Here is a 14,808-nt window from a genome sequence, read left to right on the forward strand (position 1 = left end):
TTATTTCTGATCGTATGACGCCCTGAGCCCCGTTCACATTTTATTAATAGAGACAAATCGGCAAAAAATTGAACAGATTTTACAAATTCCATTGGTTTACTTTGGTGTGTAACAAAGCCAAATAATAATCCGTACTGTAAATCATTTTACTAGTAATACCGTCAGTTGTTTTTTGCAGCACACAATAAACTTTTATGAAACTTAAACTACTTACCTTAATTATTGCGGGCCTAACTTTAACGGCGGCCACTTTTGCCCAGGTTAAAATAATAGATCCGGGCAAAGTATGGTCAACCGAAAAAGCGAACGAATGGTATAAGAAACAGCCTTGGCTGGTTGGCGCTAACTATATACCGGCCGGCGCTATAAACCAGTTGGAAATGTGGCAGGCTGACACTTTTGACGCGGGTGCCATTGATAAAGAACTGGGATGGGCAGAAGGGATTGGAATGAACACCATGCGGGTGTTTTTACATAGCCTGGCTTATAAAGCAGATCCGGCAGGCTTTAAAACGCGAGTCAATCAATTTCTATCAATTGCAGAAAAACATCATATTAAGCCAATGTTTGTTTTTTTTGACGATTGCTGGAATAAAGTTCCGCAAGTGGGCAAACAGCCGGAGAGAAAGTTAGGCATACACAATTCGGGCTGGATGCAGGATCCGGGCGACCCTGCCTATAAAGAAACCTCGACTTACCCGGCGTTGGAAATTTATGTAAAAGATATATTAAAAACTTTTGCGCATGATAAACGCATACTACTTTGGGACCTTTACAACGAGCCGGGAAACAGCGGTAAAATAGGCAGCAGTCTTCCGTTACTGATTAAAACCTTTACCTGGGCTCGCGAAGTAAATCCTGACCAACCCATTACTGCGGGTCTTTGGAACTGGAGCGACAAATTTAATGAACTCAACAGGTTTCAGTTAGCCAACTCAGATGTGATTTCATACCATTGCTATGATGACCCCGAAAGACATTTGCGTACCATTGAGATTCTAAAGTTTTTTGGCAAACCACTGGTTTGTACCGAATATATGGCCCGTACCCGTAACAGCACTTTTATAAATACTTTACCGGTTCTTAAAAAACAAAATGTAGTGGCTATAAACTGGGGATTTGTTGATGGAAAAACCAATACCAAATATGCCTGGGATACCCCAATGAAAGATGGTGGAGAACCCGGGGTATGGTTTCATGAAATATTAAAAGCAGATGGAACACCTTACAAAAAAGAGGAGACAGATTTGATTAAGAAACTGACGGATGCTAAACAATAAGCTATCCACTGACGGATAGTATTGAATCAGACGAAACATTTAACCGGAAGGTATGAATTTATTATTCAGTACCCCGGGCGATATAAAACAAATAAAATAACTACCAATTTCAAAGTTGATGAAAAAATACAGATTGATCTCCGCTGCCTTAGCAGCAGTTTTAGCAGTTAACATAGCATATGCACAAACCAATGATTCAAAAAAATCACCGGCCGGGGTAAATAATCTTAGCCCGGGTGAGCGCAAAGATGGTTTCAAGTTGCTTTGGAATGGCAAAGACGCTGCCGGTTGGCGTGCTATATTTAAAGAGCACTTCCCTGATAAGGGCTGGGAAATGAAGGATGGGATACTGACCGTGAAAGCATCAAACGGTAAGGAAGAAGGATCAGGCGGCGACATTGTGACGATTAAAGAATATTCGGCCTTTATATTAAAGTTTGATTTTAAGTTAACTGATGGCGCTAACAGCGGTGTAAAGTATTTTGTAACCGAACAGGAAAAAACCGAGAAATCAGGCATTGGTCTGGAGTACCAGGTATTAGATGATGACCGCCACCCCGATGCTAAATTGGGCAAAGCTGGCGACCGAAAGCTGGCTTCCCTTTACGACCTGATCCCTTCTAATAAACCTGCTTCTGTTATTAAACCTATCGGTGAGTGGAACTCGGGAGAGATTAGGGTGTACCCTAATAACCACGTTGAACACTGGCTAAACGGGGTTAAGGTGATAGAATATGAGCGTGGATCAAAGGAATTTAAGGACCTGGTAGCCATTAGTAAATATAAAAACTGGAAAGACTTTGGCCAGGCCGATAAAGGCCATATTCTGCTGCAGGATCACGGCAATACTGTTTCGTACAAAAACATCAGAATCAAAGAACTTAAGTAACAGCCGCCATGGAAGAGTCAAGAAGGGATTTTATTAAAAAAACAGCAATTGTAGCGGCAGGCACCTATGCAGGAACGCTCGGCATGTCTGCAAAAAGTTATGCCGGTATAATTGGTGCCAATGATAGGGTAAGGGTTGGTGTAGTGGGTTTTTCTGACAGATTTAAAGATACACTGTTCCCATGCTTTTTGAACCATAACAAAGAGTTGAATTTTGATATTGTCGCCCTTTCTGATCTGTGGAACTATCGCCGGGCTTTAGGTGTCGATCATATCAAAAGCAAAATTGGCCATGATATTACGCCCTGCAGGAACAACGATGAGCTTTACGCTTTAAAGGATCTCGACGCGGTAATTATCAGTTCGCCTGACTTTGCCCATGCTTCACATGCAATTGAAGCTGTAACCAACAAAAAAGATGTGTATTGCGAAAAACCTTTCGCTGAAACAATGGATGACAACCGCGCGGCATTAAAAGCCGTACGGTCATCAAAACAAATTTTGCAAATAGGGTCGCAACGCCGTAGCGGTCAAAATTACCAGGCCGCCGCCGACTTTATCAAACAGGGTAAATTTGGCGATATTACCATGGTTGAATTAAGCTGGAATGTAAACCAACCAGGGCGTTGGCGCCGCCCCGACCTCGTAGACAGGTTGAAGGAAGAAGATACCGATTGGAAACGGTTTTTATTAAACCGCCCCTATGAGCCGTTTAATCCGAGAATATACCTGGAGTACCGGCTTTTCTGGCCGTATTCATCTGGTATGCCGGGACAATGGATGAGTCATCAAATTGATACCGTGCACTGGTTTACCGGTCTCCCGCATCCGCGCAGCGTAACGGCGAACGGCGGCATTTACCAATGGAAAGATGGCCGTCGTAACTGGGATACCACTACAGCGGTTTTTGATTACGGGCCACTAGACGATATGACCAAAGGTTTTCAGGTAGTATTCACCTCCCGGATGCACAACGGTGAAGAAAAGCCGGCAGAGATCTACTACTCAAACGGGGGCGAACTCAACCTGATTACAAACACCGTATCTCCTCAGGGAGGGCTTGGCCCGAAGGCAGCCGCTGCCATGAAAATGCCACCAAACCTGCTTCCGGAAATTAAGTTAGCGGTGCCAACCCTGCAGGCTGTAGCGTCGGCCAATACCGGTGCAGATGTGTTAAGTTCAAACCATATGCGCAACTGGCTGGAATGTATCCGCAGCCGTAATGAACCTAACGCACCAGTTGAAGCTGGCTATCATCATTCCATTGCAAATATCATGTGCAATGCAGCCGTACATACTGGCGGGAAAGCTACATTTGATGATCTCAGGCAAGAAGTGATGGTTAATGGAAAGGTATTTAAATATTAAAAAAAATAGTTTTTATATTCTGTTGGTTTGCTTTTGGATAGCTCATATCTCTTTTTGTGCATTTTTAATGATAAGAGATGAACTATAATAACGGTAATACTAAATCAGGTCAGATTTCGCACAAAACAATTTAATTTGAGTAAACAAACAGTATTGTCAAGCAGTCGGATTTTTTGTTTGCAAAAAATCCGACTGCTTGCTTCCAATGTGAAAAAATCAACGTTTTCCGTTCTTTTTTTGCAGGGACGCCTGGATTAATTTGATACGGGCCTCAGCAGTTTTAGCTGCATTGATATAACGCGTTAATTTTGGCAGGGCGTTTACGTTGCCTATGTCAGGGTTAAGGATCGGTTTCCCTACTGTATCCAACAAAAATGAAAAATCGGTTCCTGCTGTCTTTTGCGTTGCTCCATGACAACCCTGGCAACCACCCATACTTAAGAGTTTACCTTTATAAAGCAAATTGGGGCGGTGATTATGAGGACTGTCGATGCTGCCGCCGTTGAAATGACTTAAGGTAATATCTGATTCGACAACATAATTGGAAAGAAAGAAATTGGTGGCCTTGTTGGCTGTATCGGGATAATTTACGGGCTTGGCCTGGACACCCACCAGCCTGTAGTTTTGCCAGATAGAGTTGGCCGGGAGCTTTCTGTGTACATAATCCGTGGCGGACTGGGTCACCTGGCGGATCGGGTCCCTGGAAGGGGTAATCAAATTTCCGGTTTCTTTGCCTTGTTTCAACAGCACATAACCCATGCTATCCGGGATTACATTGACATGCTCAAACGTTGCAAAAATGAACGCGGGGTAGTTTCTTGTTTTTTGAATGATATGTAAACCGATCAGGGCATAGGTCGCATTATGATAAATAACAGCTTTATTCGGGCCTTGTGTATAGTAGATGACCTTCCGGGTAAAAAATTTCGATGAGTCATCCTGGGGCGTTAGCATCCGCCAGGCTGCTTTTATCTCAATTGCACCGGTCTTTTTACCGCTGCTGCAAGGCAAACAAACTACTTTTGCAGAAGCAGGACAATCGCAGGTGTTATTATCGTTAGCTATGGTTGATGGGTTTGGATAGTAAGCGTGGTACCTGGCGATATTCTGCGCGGTACTGCTTGTAGCCTGTAGTAGCCGGGCCTTAGTTGGATAGTTATTCAAAATATAGTTGTATTCACTGCTGTTTACTTTAGCCTCATACAGCACCTGGTATCGCTTTTGATATAGGTTTACACGTGCATACATATCACATGATCCGATCTCATTATTTTCGTCGAGGTTGTTAAATAGCGTAAAACTTGTAGATGGGGTAGCCGGTGCCGGAGCATTACCGAAACTGTAATGCGGTGCGTTATTAAACGGCTGCATTTGATCGCTGTATGGCCTTAATTCTGTCCGGTGAGCAAACGTTTCCCAAACATTTAGCTCGGGGTAAGCGGCGCTGCTATCCTGATAAGACCAGGTACTGTCCGGGTAATCCCTTTTGCCGTTTATATTAAAGCTCGATTTCCAGTTCAGCGCCAGGAATTCTTCCCAGGCAAATTGTGAAAGTTCGCGCTCACCGGCGCCGGTGTCAAGGTCAGTTGGTGGTATCGGGTTAAAATTGATCTTGAAATTGGTATCGATAGGTGCTGTAGCTGTGAATTTTTTCGTTTTGTTATCGCATCTGAAAAGTAAAAAAAATGCCAGGCAGATAGCTAAAATGGTAAGTGCTTTTTTCATTAGTCTGTTTTAAATGGAAGGGTTAATTAATTACCTGCATAATGCCATTTTGATTGGTATCTGCTTGTTTTTCCGGCACGTTCGGCAGCGTGTTTTTAGCCTGGCCAAATAAATGCAGTGACCAGTAATCGTTCAGAAAGATATTTTGCGGGTCCCTCTTCGCTCTCAGCGCCATGAAATCATCCCAGCGGGGATATTGTGAACGAAAATACGTAGCCCAGTGCCCATAATCATATTCGGGCAGGAATTTGGCCCAGTGCAGCCTGAAAGGAATATTTTCTTTTTCCAATCGTTCCCAGAACTGGCTAAAGAAACCGTCGCGGGCAGCAGGGTTACCTTCATTTGTGCTGAACCAGAAAAAATCTATTCGGAACACATCACGCTTGTAAGCCGGGCTCAACCAGGAATTATTTTGTTTGCCTGCGTATAGTTCCGTTGAATAATAACCGGTCGCCTTGAATTTGTCCTCTTTGAACATTGTGTCCAGCAGTTGCATTGCGCGACGGGTGTCAGTAAGCGGGATCCAGATCTCGGTGAATTCGGTACCCATCATGATATCATTTGCGCCATTGTCCATAGGCAGGCTGCTATAAGTATAATCCATAAACAGCTGCGCCTTGCCTTTCTTAGTTAAAGGCTGGAGGATATCTACGACCACCGGGTAGAGCGCCCGCAGGATAGATGGAAAGGCCATCAGGAAAAAGGTAAGCAGGAAACCGAGGGCCTTTAAAATAAAGGTGAGGATGTATGCAAAAACTTTAGCAAGAAAACCACCTCCCCAGGAAAGCTCCGTCAGATGCCGGAACTCGGAAAAAGAGGGTTTAAGTTTTTGCCAAACTGTCGTGAATTTGCTATTACCGAGCATGGTGAAAAGCATTGATGCGCCAAGTTGCTCTACGTTACTGACAAGGTTATTATCGGCAAACTCTTCGTATGGCGCGGGGTCAAATACCGGCATTGCTGCGCCGCGGGAAGCTTCCCAGATCACCACCCGTTCTACTTTTTCCTGCGGCCACCATAGTATTCTCGAGTAGGGGGTTTTTAGCAAGTAATCTTGCAGTGAGGGTTTTTCCGGTGAACCCTCACCGAAAAGGTCTATCGGGCAATCCGGCAGCGCGGTAGGATACGTGATCTGCTGCCCGTATATAAAATAGTTAGGCTCCAGCTGGAGGCGGATCTTACTTACGATGCCTAAAAGCCCCAGGGAGAGCACAACGGCACCGAATTCATCCTGATCTTTGGTGAACCATTCGGCATGGCCGTTGCCGTCAATAATGGAGATGCCTATAATATTTTCGTCTATGCCATACCACAGGGACCCGCCCGAAGAACCGGTCATTAAAAAGCCGCTGACGGTTTGGTGCGAGATCCCGCCGAGGTCGCTCAGGGTAAAGCCTTTGGCAAATACCTGGTAGAGCAGGCTATTCTCCAAAGTAGATGTGCCTGTAGGGTCTTCCGGGTCGTAGCCCAGGTGAATGCCGGCCTCGACCTCGATGATGCCTTTTGCCTGGTCTATCCATTCCAGTTTCAAGTATTGGTCAAACATGATATTCAGGTTTGGCCCAATGGGTGGCTTCTGTTCAGACACTTCGTTTGGTAGTTGAGGCTCTCCGGCGCCAGGGTCGGTATAGATTGCCCTTGCAAGCGAGTGGGCGGCGCCGCGGCAACGTATCTCCAGATTTTCCTGTGAGGCTTTGTTAACGAGTGCAATGATCTGTGCTTCGGAGGTGGGATGGTAAAATCCATCCGCGCCTTTTTGTGGAACGGCTGTTGTCATGATATCGGTTTAGGTTCCTAAATGTAATCATAACATTACCGGTAAATTGTAATTATTTGAAAAACAGGTATTTCTACCTGCTTTTGACAGGGTAATTTTACCCTTTTAAGCTATGTATGCGTATTTAGATCTGTAAAGTTTTCGCCCAATTTTCTGATTCTTCGCAATTTCTCAATAAATTGGTCCGAAAAACTATTTGGGCCGGTAACCCGCAGAGAACGTATTTACAATAGAGCAGGGCGTCAATACAGGCAGGCGCTCCGAGGGAAAGGCGATGGGCTGGCCGTAACCAGCTGCTGACCACAAATGCATCTTTCCATCCCTTATCAAATACGGCTTATCTCCATATGTCACAAATGTGCCGTCCGGGAGTCTTTTTAGGGTTTCTTCATAAGTAACCTTCAATTTATCCTTGGTGATCCGTTCAGCATGGATAATTTCATCAATTTTTGTGATCGGCGTCTTCATGTTAAAACCATATTGCGGATTTCCTTTGAGCCAATACTCCTTAAAACGTTGATGATCCTGGTACCGGCACTGAAAACAGGGGCGATGGCCCGCGGAAAAAGCAGTTGCTTCGTCCAGGAAGAAAAGTTCCGTCCAGCGATCGGGCTGCATGACCTCCCGGTGCCTTCCCCGGAATTCCAAAACGCAGGTAATCCAAGCTTTTACTTTAAAAGGCCTTACTATCTCTTGTTTTGCGTTATGTAAAACACCCCTGTTACCGAGCCACGCACCCCGCGCCGGCGTTCTGATAATATTTCCATATGGATCAACTCTATTTTGCAGCATATTTATTGACGTACATCTGGTAACATCATCGGCATGAATTGGTTGCATATCAATGCCGAATGTTCCATATATGCATTAAAATAGTTGGTGTTTAGCATTCAAAAAATCAAGGTTAGATTGAAATATTAATATTGGTTGCGCCTTGGTTTAACGCATGCGTGGCAAAACTAGTCAAAAATCATCTTTTTATTTTATTCATACATTATTTGGAACACCAATCCGGCGGCTAAATAGATGAGTAAAATACTGTATTTTTACGCTTGAAATGGATCGAGCAGAATGATGAATAAGCCCACAGGAAACCAACCTGCAATTGAAACTAATGAGCCATTCCTCACGCTGGATATAGCGCAAATGGCACTTGATTCTGCCAATGTAGGAATTTGGATACTGCATGCAACATCTTGGAATTTCCTTCCCTCTACCCGCACTAAAGCTTTATTCGGGTTTTTACCGGAAGAAGAAATGTCCTTTGATGATGCCCTGTTAAAAGTAGACGACAAACACCGGCGGGCGGTTTTGGCTGCCGTGGAGAAGGCGATCAAACAACATAGCAATTTATATGTGGAATGCCCGGTGATCAGCCCGACCGAAAAGAAAAATCGCTGGCTAAGCATCACCGGCGGATTTAGCACATCCGATCTTACTAACAGCTATTTCTCCGGGATCGTAGTGGATATAACAGAACAAAAACAAAACGATTTGCGGCGGAGCAAGTTCATCGGTATGGTCAGTCATGAACTGAAAACGCCGCTAACCGCTTTGAAAGCGTATGTTCAAATGCTCAATAACTGGGCTAAAAAGCAAAAAGACAGTTTTACGATAGGTGCGTTGTCTAAAGTTGAGAAACAGGTTAAAAAAATGCTGAATATGATCAACAGCCTGCTTAACCTATCCGGCGCGGAGGCAGGAAAGATCCATTTAAATAAGCAAGAGTTTGATATGGACGAATTGATCCGTGAGGTAATTGATGAAACGTTGTTTATTACTTCTTCCCACAATATAACTATAGCTCCGGGTGACCGTGTCAGGGTAAACGCTGATCGGGATAAAATTGAGCAGGTGATGGTGAACCTGCTTAGCAATGCAGCGAAGTATTCCGGTAAGGAGGAACCCATTGAGGTCGCTTGTACGAAGGAAGAAAATACGCTCACTGTCAGCATCCACGATCAGGGTATGGGTATTTCACCTGATGATATTGAAAAGCTGTTCCTTCCGCATTATCGTGCAGAAACCAGGGAAACAGAAAAAATTGCCGGATTTGGTATCGGTCTTTACCTATGTTCAGAGATCATTCACCGTCATAAAGGCAAGATCTGGGTGGAAAGTGAACCCGGTCATGGGAGCACATTCAAGTTTACACTTCCAATAAATTAGGTAACACTGCCTTTGGGTGTTTTCTGAGAAGTCAGTAAAGCTCTTGATCCAAAAATGACGATGTGATCGATTAGGTCATTCCCAAAAAAGCGCGATTTTTATATCAGAGCCATTTCATTTAAAAAACAAAAAGGCTGGTTTATAATAAATTTTGTCACTTCCACTTTGGAATCCGGTAAATATTATCTTATTTAGCACAAACTTTAGGGGTGCCTTGTGCTGAGAAATACCCTTTGAACCTGATGCAGTTAGTACTGCCGAAGGGAAAAGTAGAACGACCTCTGTGTTGTTTACCAATCCTCTAACGGGTCCATTCCTACAGTTTAATTATTAAACAGGATGGAAATTACCGTAAATCAACAAAACTATTCCGTTTCCGATACTTGCTCTTTGCAGCAAATGCTTTCTGCTGTTCTTACGCAGCCGACCAAAGGCATCGCGATTGCAGTTAATCAAGAAATCGTCCCTAAAGCCAATTGGGCTACTTATCTCTTAAATCCCGACGATGATATTACCATCATTAAAGCAACCCAAGGCGGATAAAATACACAACCACCATATGAAAACTGAAAAAACACCAGGAGAACAAGTAATTAGCCGCACGCCATTCCCCGCGTCGCGCAAAGTCTATGTCAAAGGGCTGATCCATAATATTGAGGTCGCGATGCGCGAGGTAGGCCTGAGCGAAACCAAACTGCACGGTCGTTTTGGTGAAATAGAACACAATGCGCCGGTAACAATTTATGATACCAGCGGGCCGTACACTGATCCTAATATCGAGATAGATGTTAAACAAGGTTTGCCGCGCCTGCGCGAACAATGGATAATTGATAGGGGCGATGTAGAGCGACTGGGACATATTTCCTCAGATTACGGAAACCAGCGTGCCAATGATAAAAACCTCGATGCATTAAGGTTCGCTCATATTAGCAAACCTTACCGTGCTCAACCGGGAATGAATGTATCGCAAATGCATTATGCCAAAAAGGGCATCATCACCCCCGAAATGGAATATATCGCCATCCGCGAGAACCAGCGTATCGATCTCTTAAAAGAACAGCTTAACGGCCAGTACGATGTAATGTCGCACCAGCACCCCGGCCAAAGCTTTGGCGCCAATACACCAAAAGGATACATCACACCGGAATTTGTTCGCCAGGAGGTGGCCTCCGGCCGTGCGGTTATACCATCCAACATAAATCACCCGGAAAGCGAGCCCATGATCATCGGGCGAAATTTCCTGGTGAAGATAAACGCCAATATCGGCAACTCTGCCGTTACTTCCAGTATCGAAGAAGAGGTGGAAAAAACAGTATGGGCGTGCCGCTGGGGCGCCGATACTATTATGGACCTGTCGACCGGGAAAAATATTCACGAAACCCGTGAGTGGATCATCCGTAATTCACCGGTACCAATTGGGACCGTACCTATTTACCAGGCTTTAGAAAAAGTGAACGGCAAAGCCGAAGACCTTACCTGGGAATTATTCAGAGATACGCTGATTGAGCAGGCGGAGCAGGGGGTTGATTATTTTACCATCCATGCGGGGGTATTGTTGCGCTATGTGCCGCTTACCGCCAAACGCATTACAGGTATCGTGTCGCGCGGTGGTTCTATCATGGCCAAATGGTGTTTGGCTCATCATAAAGAAAACTTCCTGTATACGCATTTCGAAGAGATATGCGAGATCATGAAAGCTTATGATGTGGCGTTTTCGCTGGGCGATGGTTTGCGCCCCGGCTGTATTGCCGATGCCAATGATGCCGCGCAGTTTTGTGAGCTGGAAACCCTGGGCGAACTCACCAAAATAGCCTGGAAACACGATGTTCAAACCATTATTGAAGGCCCCGGCCACGTGCCAATGCACATGATTAAGGAAAACATGGATAAGCAATTGGTGCATTGCGGCGAAGCGCCATTTTACACTTTAGGCCCCTTAACTACCGATATTGCACCCGGATATGATCATATCACTTCTGCTATTGGCGCAGCCATGATCGGTTGGTTCGGTACTGCTATGCTTTGCTATGTTACACCAAAAGAACACCTGGGCCTGCCTAATAAAAAGGATGTTAAAGATGGTGTGATTACCTATAAAATTGCCGCACATGCTGCCGACCTGGCCAAAGGCCATCCCGGAGCTCAGTATCGGGACAATGCCCTCAGTAAAGCACGTTTCGAGTTCCGTTGGGAAGATCAGTTTAACCTGTCGCTCGACCCGGATACGGCAAAAGAATTCCATGATGAAACTTTGCCTGCTGATGGGGCCAAGATAGCTCACTTTTGCTCGATGTGCGGCCCTAACTTCTGTTCTATGAAAATTACGCAGGATGTACGCGATTATGCTAAAGAAAAAGGCATGGGCGAAGATGATGCCCTGGCGAGAGGAATGGAAGAAAAGTCAAAAGAATTTTTAAAAAAAGGCAGCGAAATTTACTTGTAAAATATGGACCTGATCGTGATTTCGAGCCCGACTGTTGTTGATGATGAAAGTACCATCATCAACAACCTGTTTCAGGCGGGATTGAAATACTTTCATGTCCGGAAACGCGATAACGACATCAACATGGTGAGGCAGTTGCTGAATAGGATCGCGCCACAGTTTCATGCCCGTATCTCGCTGCACCAGTTTCATCAAATTGCTAATGAATATGGAATACAAAGGCTGCATTATACCGGGCAGGCACGTATGCTATCAAACGCTCAAAAATGGCAGGTGCAAGCAAAGGAAGGCTTTACTTTAAGCACTTCCGTTCATGATATTACAGCACTGCATACCCTGGCACACTTTGATTATGCTTTTTACGGGCCTGTATTTAACAGCATATCAAAACCCGGCTACCAAAGCACGCTCCCGGCAAATTTTAAACTGGATAGGAGCAATATCAAAACCAAAGTAATTGCTTTGGGCGGGGTTGATGGATCCAATTTAACTAAGGTAAGGGCAATGGGTTTTGATGGTGCAGCAATATTGGGTACCATATGGAATGACCCGGATAAAGCGATATCCCATTTTACTGAATTAAAAGAAAGCCTGCCTGTTTAAACTAAATATAATGATTGATAAACTACACTATATCTCACAGCAACCCGAAAACGGATCGCACCTCAGCGCCATCCGGCAGGCTTTAGAGGCTGGGTGCAAATGGGTACAGCTTAGGGTTAAAAATCAGTCCGATGATCTTATCCTGGAATATGCGATAGAAGCTAACAGGTTATGCAACAAATATGGCGCTAAACTGATAGTGAACGATAGCCCCGAAATAGCGTTTAAGGCGGGTGCTTACGGTGTGCACCTGGGTTTACAGGATATGTCGGTAACCCGGGCAAGGAGCATAGTCGGCAAAAAAATGATCATCGGCGGCACGGCGAATACCTTTCAGCATATCCGGCAAAGGGTAGCCGAAGGGGCCGATTATATTGGCCTTGGGCCTTACCGCTTTACGGTAACCAAGCAAAAGCTAAGCCCTATTTTAGGCCTGCCGGGGTATCAAAATATTATGCAGCAGGTAAATGCCGCGCATATCAATATACCCGTTATTGCCATAGGCGGGATATTGGCCGATGATGTTGCCGCTATTATGCAAACCGGTGTTTATGGTGTAGCTGTATCAGGTGGTATCACTTACGCCAAAAACCGTGAAGGAATTGTAGAACAAATGTATCAGCAATTAAATGCCTCATCCCTTAAGCGGGTAGTTTAAAGCTGTAGATAAAAAAAGAAGATGTTAAAAATAGCCGATAAAACCTTTGCCTCACGTTTATTTACCGGAACGGGTAAATTCAGCTCTTCCGTTTTAATGGGAGAAGCTCTGCTTGCTTCTGGCTCAGAACTGGTAACCGTCGCCCTAAAACGTGTGGATATTAAAAATAACGATCAGGACGATCTGCTCATCCGCCTCAAATATCCTCATATTAACCTTTTACCCAATACATCGGGTGTGCGCAACGCAAAAGAAGCTGTTTTTGCGGCTCAACTGGCAAGGGAGGCATTGGAAACCAACTGGATCAAACTGGAAATTCACCCTGATCCTAAGTACCTGATGCCCGACCCCATCGAAACCTTAAGAGCGACCGAAGAGCTGTCAAAATTAGGCTTTATCGTATTACCCTACATTCATGCCGATCCGGTGCTGTGTAAACGGCTGGAAGATGCAGGTACCTCGGCCGTAATGCCTTTAGGTTCGCCTATCGGCAGTAACAAGGGGTTAAAAACGATTGATTTTTTAGAGATCATCATCAGCCAGAGCAATGTGCCGGTTATTGTGGATGCCGGTATCGGCTCACCATCTGATGCCGCCTGGGCGATGGAGATTGGGGCTGATGCTGTATTGGTGAATACCGCCATCGCTGTTTCGGGCAACCCTGTACAAATGGCAAAAGCATTTAAATTGGCTGTCGAAGCCGGACGAATGGCCTACGAAGCCAAACTGGCCTTGCCTGTAACCCATGCTGTGGCAAGCAGCCCCTTAACCTCTTTTTTAGATGAATAGCTTTAAAGATATCTTTGAAACCTATAACTGGGATGTAACCAAGGCGAGCATCTATGCCAAAACTGGCCGGGATGTGGAACGGGCCCTGTTGGCAGAAAAACGGACAATGGAAGATTTTAAGGCACTGGTATCGCCGGCGGCGGCGCCTTACCTGGAGCAAATGGCTACTATTAGCCAGCAATTAACCCTGAAACGCTTTGGCAAGGTGATACAGATGTATGTGCCCCTTTACCTATCTAATGAGTGTAAAAATATTTGTACCTATTGTGGTTTCAGCTATGATAATAAGGTGAAACGTAAAACGCTTTCTTCGATGGAGATCATGCAGGAAGTTAGCGTTGTTAAGGATATGGGTTACGATCATGTGCTTTTGGTTACCGGAGAAGATAATGAGAACGTTCACGTAGACTATTTTAAAAAAGTACTCGAGCTCATCCGTCCTCATTTTGCACATATTTCTATGGAGGTGCAGCCGCTGGATCTGGCAGATTATCAGCAACTAACGCCTTATGGTTTAAATACCGTGCTGGTTTATCAGGAAACCTATCACCAGGAAGACTACAAAAAACATCATCCCAAAGGAAAGAAATCAAATTTTGATTACCGCCTTGAAACTCCCGACCGGTTGGGCCTGGCCGGGATCCATAAAATGGGCTTAGGCGTATTGATAGGTCTGGAAGACTGGCGGACCGACTGCTTTTTTACCGCATTGCACCTCAGCTACCTCGAAAAAAAATACTGGCAAAGCAAATACAGTCTTTCGTTCCCGCGGTTACGGCCCTTTAGCGGTGGCCTGGAGCCTAAAGTAGAAATGAACGACCGCGAACTGGTACAGCTGATATGTGCTTACCGTATATTTAACCAGGAAGTGGAGCTTTCCATTTCAACCCGCGAATCGCCAAACTTCCGGAACAACATCATCAAATTGGGCATTACCAATATTAGCGCGGGCTCTAAAACCAATCCCGGCGGATATGCCGTTGAACCGGGATCGCTGGAACAGTTTGAGATCAGCGATGAGCGTAGCCCGCAACAAATTGCGCAAATAATTACCGCCCGGGGTTATGAGCCGGTTTGGAAAGATTGGGATAACAGTTTAGCCCTGTAA

General features: G+C 44.9%; 13 protein-coding genes and 1 riboswitch. Of the genes, 10 read left to right on the forward strand and 3 right to left on the reverse strand.

All coding sequences use genetic code 11. From position 1 onward, the window contains the following. Positions 1 to 194 precede the first annotated feature (194 nt). The 3 genes from WC743_RS00765 (at position 195) to WC743_RS00775 (ending at position 3,536) form a co-directional block, all read left to right on the forward strand. A complete protein-coding gene (locus WC743_RS00765) occupies positions 195 to 1,280 on the forward strand; it encodes a 1,4-beta-xylanase (RefSeq protein WP_373009803.1) in 1,086 nt (361 codons plus the stop codon). Between the two features lie 118 nt (positions 1,281 to 1,398). Next, a complete protein-coding gene (locus tag WC743_RS00770) occupies positions 1,399 to 2,169 on the forward strand; it encodes a DUF1080 domain-containing protein (RefSeq protein ID WP_373009804.1) in 771 nt (256 codons plus the stop codon). 8 nt (positions 2,170 to 2,177) lie between these two features. Then, positions 2,178 to 3,536, forward strand: coding sequence for a Gfo/Idh/MocA family protein (locus WC743_RS00775; RefSeq protein ID WP_373009805.1), 1,359 nt, complete (start codon positions 2,178 to 2,180; stop codon positions 3,534 to 3,536). 216 nt (positions 3,537 to 3,752) lie between these two features. On the opposite strand, the gene WC743_RS00780 is transcribed toward WC743_RS00775, so the two are convergent. The 3 genes from WC743_RS00780 to WC743_RS00790 form a co-directional block, all read right to left on the reverse strand. Next, positions 3,753 to 5,261, reverse strand: coding sequence for a hypothetical protein (locus WC743_RS00780; RefSeq protein WP_373009806.1), 1,509 nt, complete (start codon positions 5,259 to 5,261; stop codon positions 3,753 to 3,755). Positions 5,262 to 5,283: 22 nt separating this feature from the next. Continuing rightward, positions 5,284 to 7,038 carry a D-arabinono-1,4-lactone oxidase gene (locus WC743_RS00785; protein ID WP_373009807.1) on the reverse strand — a complete coding sequence of 585 codons (1,755 nt, stop codon included), beginning with the start codon at positions 7,036 to 7,038 and terminating at the stop codon, positions 5,284 to 5,286. A gap of 192 nt (positions 7,039 to 7,230) precedes the next feature. Further along, a complete protein-coding gene (locus tag WC743_RS00790; protein WP_373009809.1) occupies positions 7,231 to 7,830 on the reverse strand; it encodes a hypothetical protein in 600 nt (199 codons plus the stop codon). Positions 7,831 to 8,109: 279 nt separating this feature from the next. Between WC743_RS00790 and WC743_RS00795 the strand changes: the two genes are divergently transcribed. The 7 genes from WC743_RS00795 to thiH all read left to right on the forward strand — a co-directional run bounded on the left by WC743_RS00795 (position 8,110) and on the right by thiH (position 14,808). Beyond that, positions 8,110 to 9,207, forward strand: coding sequence for an ATP-binding protein (locus WC743_RS00795; protein WP_373009810.1), 1,098 nt, complete (start codon positions 8,110 to 8,112; stop codon positions 9,205 to 9,207). A 195-nt stretch (positions 9,208 to 9,402) separates the two neighbouring features. Then, a riboswitch (TPP riboswitch) is annotated at positions 9,403 to 9,490 on the forward strand. A 56-nt stretch (positions 9,491 to 9,546) separates the two neighbouring features. Continuing rightward, positions 9,547 to 9,750, forward strand: a complete 204-nt coding sequence (gene thiS / locus WC743_RS00800; RefSeq protein WP_373009811.1) for a sulfur carrier protein ThiS — start codon at positions 9,547 to 9,549, stop codon at positions 9,748 to 9,750. A 16-nt stretch (positions 9,751 to 9,766) separates the two neighbouring features. Then, positions 9,767 to 11,650, forward strand: a complete 1,884-nt coding sequence (thiC, locus tag WC743_RS00805; protein ID WP_373009812.1) for a phosphomethylpyrimidine synthase ThiC — start codon at positions 9,767 to 9,769, stop codon at positions 11,648 to 11,650. Positions 11,651 to 11,653: 3 nt separating this feature from the next. Continuing rightward, positions 11,654 to 12,253 carry a thiamine phosphate synthase gene (locus tag WC743_RS00810; protein ID WP_373009814.1) on the forward strand — a complete coding sequence of 200 codons (600 nt, stop codon included), beginning with the start codon at positions 11,654 to 11,656 and terminating at the stop codon, positions 12,251 to 12,253. A gap of 10 nt (positions 12,254 to 12,263) precedes the next feature. Beyond that, positions 12,264 to 12,911, forward strand: coding sequence for a thiamine phosphate synthase (locus WC743_RS00815; RefSeq protein ID WP_373009815.1), 648 nt, complete (start codon positions 12,264 to 12,266; stop codon positions 12,909 to 12,911). 21 nt (positions 12,912 to 12,932) lie between these two features. Then, positions 12,933 to 13,700, forward strand: coding sequence for a thiazole synthase (locus WC743_RS00820; RefSeq protein WP_373009816.1), 768 nt, complete (start codon positions 12,933 to 12,935; stop codon positions 13,698 to 13,700). Next, on the forward strand, positions 13,693 to 14,808 hold the full coding sequence (gene thiH / locus WC743_RS00825) for a 2-iminoacetate synthase ThiH (protein WP_373009817.1): 1,116 nt from the start codon (positions 13,693 to 13,695) through the stop codon (positions 14,806 to 14,808). The genes WC743_RS00820 and thiH overlap by 8 nt, the downstream gene beginning before the upstream one ends.

It is taken from the genome of Mucilaginibacter sp. (genome assembly GCF_041660805.1).
Taxonomy (GTDB): domain Bacteria; phylum Bacteroidota; class Bacteroidia; order Sphingobacteriales; family Sphingobacteriaceae; genus Mucilaginibacter.